The organism is Microcoleus sp. Pol12B5 (assembly GCF_036701335.1).
In the GTDB taxonomy this organism is placed as follows: domain Bacteria; phylum Cyanobacteriota; class Cyanobacteriia; order Cyanobacteriales; family Microcoleaceae; genus Microcoleus.
In genome coordinates this window covers 1-5,377 of sequence record NZ_JAUBQQ010000038.1, presented here as the reverse complement: position 1 = coordinate 5,377, position 5,377 = coordinate 1, and the positions used below count along the sequence as shown (strand labels likewise).

The 5,377-nt window shown below is 45.2% G+C and carries 7 protein-coding genes; 5 read left to right on the top strand and 2 right to left on the bottom strand.

The window, feature by feature from the left end:
• From QUA24_RS16715 to QUA24_RS16700, 4 genes are all read left to right on the top strand, one after another.
• Positions 1–874 (top strand): calcium-binding protein (locus QUA24_RS16715; protein ID WP_333230821.1); only part of this gene is annotated, 874 nt, incomplete at its 5' end.
• A 535-nt stretch (positions 875–1,409) separates the two neighbouring features.
• The gene (locus QUA24_RS16710; protein ID WP_333230820.1) at positions 1,410–2,387 is read left to right on the top strand and encodes a threo-3-hydroxy-L-aspartate ammonia-lyase; all 978 of its coding nucleotides are present in this window, start codon (positions 1,410–1,412) and stop codon (positions 2,385–2,387) included.
• A gap of 82 nt (positions 2,388–2,469) precedes the next feature.
• A complete protein-coding gene (locus QUA24_RS16705; protein WP_006635311.1) occupies positions 2,470–2,775 on the top strand; it encodes a small RNA NsiR4-regulated ssr1528 family protein in 306 nt (101 codons plus the stop codon).
• Positions 2,776–2,856: 81 nt separating this feature from the next.
• Positions 2,857–3,087 (top strand): hypothetical protein, encoded by a 231-nt coding sequence (locus QUA24_RS16700; RefSeq protein WP_333230819.1) that lies wholly within the window; start codon positions 2,857–2,859, stop codon positions 3,085–3,087.
• A 261-nt stretch (positions 3,088–3,348) separates the two neighbouring features.
• Here the strand turns inward: QUA24_RS16700 and QUA24_RS16695 are convergent, their stop codons facing one another.
• Both QUA24_RS16695 and QUA24_RS16690 read right to left on the bottom strand, forming a co-directional pair.
• Complete coding sequence (locus tag QUA24_RS16695) at positions 3,349–4,266, bottom strand: NAD(P)H-dependent glycerol-3-phosphate dehydrogenase (RefSeq protein WP_333230818.1); 918 nt, start codon at positions 4,264–4,266, stop codon at positions 3,349–3,351.
• A 111-nt stretch (positions 4,267–4,377) separates the two neighbouring features.
• A complete protein-coding gene (locus QUA24_RS16690) occupies positions 4,378–4,806 on the bottom strand; it encodes an NUDIX hydrolase (RefSeq protein ID WP_333230817.1) in 429 nt (142 codons plus the stop codon).
• A gap of 173 nt (positions 4,807–4,979) precedes the next feature.
• On the opposite strand from QUA24_RS16690, the gene QUA24_RS16685 reads away from it, so the two are divergent.
• Entirely contained in the window at positions 4,980–5,309 is a 330-nt protein-coding gene (locus QUA24_RS16685) for a hypothetical protein (protein WP_333230816.1), read from the top strand.
• Positions 5,310–5,377 lie beyond the last annotated feature (68 nt).

The following is a 5,377-nucleotide window of genomic DNA, read 5'->3' as shown; positions in this document are numbered from 1 at the left end:
TTCTACAACTGCTGGTTTCTTCGCCTTTACTAATGCGTCGAACGAGACTGTGTTGTATTTTGACTCGAACGGTACCGTAGCCGGTGGTTCGACGCTTATTGCTTCCTTGGGTACGGCTGCTAGCAATCTGGGAACGGCGGACTTTGTATTTACAGGTACGATCGCACCTTCTGCCAGTGGTACTACTACCAACTCAGGTAGCGTTGCGGATTTAACTGCTGCTGGAAACACTTTCCCCGTCGCCTTTAACAATTTCGGTTCTGGTGCTGGCGGTTACAACTTCACATCTCCTGTCTTATTTACCGGAGATGCGGCTGATAACAGCGTCACTGGTACTGAGTTTGCTGACATCTTCAGCGGCGGCAGCGGTGCGGACATTTTCGACGGCGGTTTGGGTAACGACAGCATTTCCGGCGACGATGGTAATGACAGCCTCTTCGGCGGTGGCGGTAGCGATACTCTCAACGGCGGCATCGGGAATGACACTTTAATAGGTGGTGTGGGAACCAATGTTCTCAACGGCGGTGCTGGTTTAGATGTGTTTGTGTTCAGCGGAACTACTGCTGACGGCGGCGACTTAATTACCAATTACAGCATTGTTGATGATGTAATTAACCTCGACAGCACTGGCTTTGCAGGCTTTACCACCGGAGTGTCCTTGGCTTCGAGTTTCTACGCTTACAGCAGCACAGTGTCTGATGTAACTGTGTTTGAAGCAACTTTAACCGGGCCGTCCATCATGGCTATCTACGACGGTTTGTCTACTAAACTGTATTACGATAGCAACGGTTCTACGGTTGGTGGTAACAGTTTGTTTGCTACTGTCGATGTCAATTTGGGACCGACCGGTAATTCTGAATTGTTCTTGTTCTAAACGGCAAGAATCCTAATCGGGATATCGGTACGGTTAGGGACACAGCGATGCTGTGTCCCTACAATACAGAGGTAAGGACATAGTAATACTGTGTCCTTTTTTTTGTAATTGTTTAACAATTTAGTCGCTCTTTTTTGGGCAGAAAAATGGCATTGCCGTGTCTTCTTTTGCGTTGTTGTCGATGGCTGAAGTCGATCGCACTCGCGAGGGCAATTTCACCATTTAATCCGGTTTATTTTACCCGTTATCCAAAATTAGGATAGGATACAGCGCCGTGCCATTCCCATACAATTAATCAGGGTGTGGTTAAATTTGTATTCATTAATCCCTCTCCTATGCCACTACAAACACCACTTTACTTTTTGATAGTAAATTTTCATAACTTTGATTTTAGTCAACAGCTTTTTTAACCATTAAGCGCAACACCTAATAATTCTTGTCCTCCAAAATATAAAATTTATAATTTAATGGTAGGAGTGAAGCGGGGAATGCCCACCCTACAAATACAGTCCTCGATCGCCCAAATCTAAAATCTATGAGTGCCCCATTCAGTGCCCAAAATTCCTTGTCAGTCAGTTTCGCCGATGTGGATGCGGCGTCAAATCGATTGCAGGGCAAAGCTTTCAAGACGCCGGTGCTGACTTCGGAAACTTTCAACAAACGCACAAATTCTCAGGTATTTTTCAAGTGCGAGAACTTTCAGCGCACGGGTTCGTTTAAATTTCGGGGTGCTTGCAATGCTTTGATGCAGCTATCTGAAGCCGAAAAACAGCGGGGAGTGCTAACTTTTTCTTCGGGAAATCACGCGCAGGCGATCGCCCTTGCGGCCCAGTTGTTACAAATTCCTGCTACTGTTGTCATGCCTGCAGATGCGCCAAAAGTCAAGCAAGAAGCGACTCGCGGCTACGGTGCAGAGATTATTTTGTACGATCGCACTCAAGTTTCCCGCGAAGACTTAACCGCTAAAATTGGCGCAGAACGACACTTAACAATTATTCCTCCTTACGATCATCCGTGGGTAATTGCGGGACAAGGTACGGCGGCACTGGAATTAATCGCAGAAGTTGGGGAGTTGGATTTGCTGCTGGTTTGCTGCGGTGGCGGGGGTTTGCTGTCGGGATCCGCGATCTCCGCAAAAACTTTGTCTCCGCAGTGTAAAGTAATAGGAGTAGAACCGGAGCAAGCAGATGATGCGACGCGATCGTTCCGCACGAAAACGCTACAAACTGTTACTAACCCAGATACGATTGCTGATGGTGCGCGCACGCCATCTTTGGGAAAATTAACCTTTCCTTTTGTGCTGCATTACGTTGATGATATGGCAACAGTTTCAGAAGAGGCAATTCGCCAGACAATGTTTTTTATGTGGGAACGCATGAAGATAGTTGTTGAACCGACGGGAGTGTTAGCAGCGGCGGCTTTGTTGTCAGGTGTTGTCCAGGCTAAAAATGCGAGGATTGGCGTGATTGTTAGCGGCGGAAATGTGGATTTGAGCGAAGTCAATCGATTTTAGATTTTAGATTTTAGATTGAATAATTTATGTAGCAGATTCTCTGATAAAATGCTTGCACAGCAAACTTTGATAACACAGCACAATGTCTTCAGAAACAAACTCAGCGGCTCAATCTACAACTGGTGCAGATGCGATCGATGTTGCGATCGCCTCTGGAATCGACTTTGACGGTACTCCGATTCCGCAAGCAAAATTAGACCTCTACAAGCAAGTGATGGGATTAGAAGCCGGCAGACAGCGCAGTGGCGTGTCAAATACCATGCGATCGCGCATTGTCCGAATCGGTGTCAAACATCTGCCTCAAAACGAGCTCGATAAAATGCTAGTTGCTGCTGACTTCGCCCCGCTGAAAGATAAAGAAGTTGCGTTTTATTATGGCGGAAAGTAGAATTATCTACCCTTCTAGATAGATGAACAGTCATCTCTGGATCGGTCAAACTTGGAACAAATCCTAGCAGAAGGTCAGTTTATGAACACTAACGGTAGTACAGTCATCAGCAACCTCGAGTATGATTTGTTAACAGTTTTGCAAAACAAGTCGGAAGCTTTGAAAGCCTACGAAACTTACATGAAAGATGCTCAAGAAACCGGTTCTCAGCCTTGTGCTGAGCTGTTTCAAAAATTGCAGCAAGCTGACATGGAGCACGCGCAGGAAATTCGGCAGCACCTTCAACAGGTAATGCAGCAAGGCAAGATGTAAAGCTGGTTCAACTAGCTCTGCAAATTATGAGTTATGAGTTAAGTAGCAGCTATGAGTTAAAGAGTTTTGGATTCACAACTCATCTTCAATTCTTTAAACTCTTTCTCTACTGAGCGCTCAAAACATCAATCTGACCGCTCAGCCAATGTCGCTTACAACTCTTAATTCATAAGTAGCAACTGGTGACACCACTTCTTGAAACTTCAGCTACGGGTAGGGGCTTAGGCGTTGCTTATGTCCTTACCTATCTAGTGGTAAAGGTTATAAAATCTCCGGTTTCAAAGCTCGTTCCATCAAGGATAAAACGGCTTGCTCAGCAGTAATTTCACCATTTAATAAGCGATAAACTTGACGAGAAACAGGCACTTCAATGCCGCGTTGATTAGCCAAATCAATCAACACATTAGTAGTATTGACTCCCTCAGCAGTGCTCTGCAATTCGTGCAAAATTTGCTCTAAAGATTTGCCTTTAGCTAATCCGAAACCAACCCGATAATTGCGCGATAAAGGACTGTTGCAAGTAGCGAGCAAATCTCCCAAACCAGACAAACCGTAAAAAGTTTCTGCACGTGCTCCCAAACGAACTCCCACCCGAATCATTTCTGGCAAAGCGCGAGTCAGCAAAGCAGATTTAGCATTAGTTCCTAATTGTAAACCGTCACAAACACCAGCGGCGATCGCAAACACATTTTTCAAAGTTCCACCTAACTCAGTCCCCAGCGGGTCTTCATTCACATAAACCCGAAAAATATCGGAACTGTAAATATTTTGGACTTGTTTGGCCGCCGCTAAATCCGAACTCGCCGCTACCGTTGCAGCCGGCAATCCCTGCTGAATTTCCTCGGAAAGATTGGGGCCGGAAAGTACCACAATTGAATTGTTAGGAAAAGCATTTTGCCAAATTTGAGACGGAGTGCGTGTGCTCGCAGGGTCTAAACCTTTGGTGACAGTCACTATAATTGTACTGGGACTTAACTCTAACGCCAAAAGTCGATCGACTGTTGCGCCCACCCCTTTCATCGAAACTGCCGAAACAACAACATCCGCACCCGTTATAACTGAGTCTAGATTAACAGAACTGCTGCGCGACCACAAATTAACTCGATCGCCTTTTTTGCCTCCCAGATTTGCCAGTGCCGAACCCCAAGCACCTCCGCCTAATATTGTCAAGTTTGCCATAGAATTTAGTTTAATGAATTTAACCGCAGATTAACACAGATAAATCACCGATAAATCATAGCAATCAATTTGCGTTAATCCGCGTGCATCGGCGGTCAACAAATCCTCACCCTACAAATGTGGCCGCAATCCATAATGACGGTAACGCCAATAATCTCGTAAAATGCGATCGTGATCGAAACACAATTCACGAGGAATCTGCCAAGATTCAAAAATTTTTAAACTTTTAGCATCATCGGCGGCTTGAGGTTCGCCAGTTGCAGAAGCCAAGAATACAATACTGATAGTGTGTTCGCGGGCGTCGCGATTTGGGTCAGAATAAACGTAAAACTGCTCAATTAATTCTACATTCAAACTCGTTTCTTCTAAAGCTTCGCGTTTTGCCGCCGTTTCTACCGATTCCCCGTAATCGACAAACCCGCCGGGAATCGCCCAGCCGTAGGGAATATTGCGGCGTTCTATGAGTACGATCGGGCGGTGCGGGCGATCGGCTAATTCGATGATAATATCAACTGTAGGAGCGGGATTTCGATAAGTCATACCATTTTAGATTAAAGAATTGAATAATGTATTGTTGTTTAACTGTGGAACCGGCATCTTGCGCGTTACTGAGAATGCTGCACAATGTGAGATCGACCTCACCTACAGTTCTACAATATACTTGCATATAATGTACGGATTGCGATCGCCGACCAAAAAGAGAGATTGAAAGTATGCCTAAGTGGCTGGGAAAAGTTTTAGGTATCGGTACGGGTACAATCATCCTCCTCAGTGCGACTGGATACTGGTACGTTTTTATTGCCGGGGCACCTCAGTTAGACCCTCCGAAAGTAGTAGTAGATGCCAACTTAAATTTTGAACTCAAAACATATAAAAGTGCAGCTATGAATTCAGAGCGCACCTACGGTTTAATTTTGCCACCGGGGTACGCAAAAAATCTCAAACAGCGCTATCCAGTCATTTTTTTGCTGCACGGCGGGCACGGAGATGCGCGCGCTTATCAGGACAAAGCCGCTGTTACTTCTGTGCTTCACGATTTATAAGTAGTTAGACAGAATTAATTACACAAATACATAGTAGAATGATATTCCAGGCAAAATTATGAGTTAAT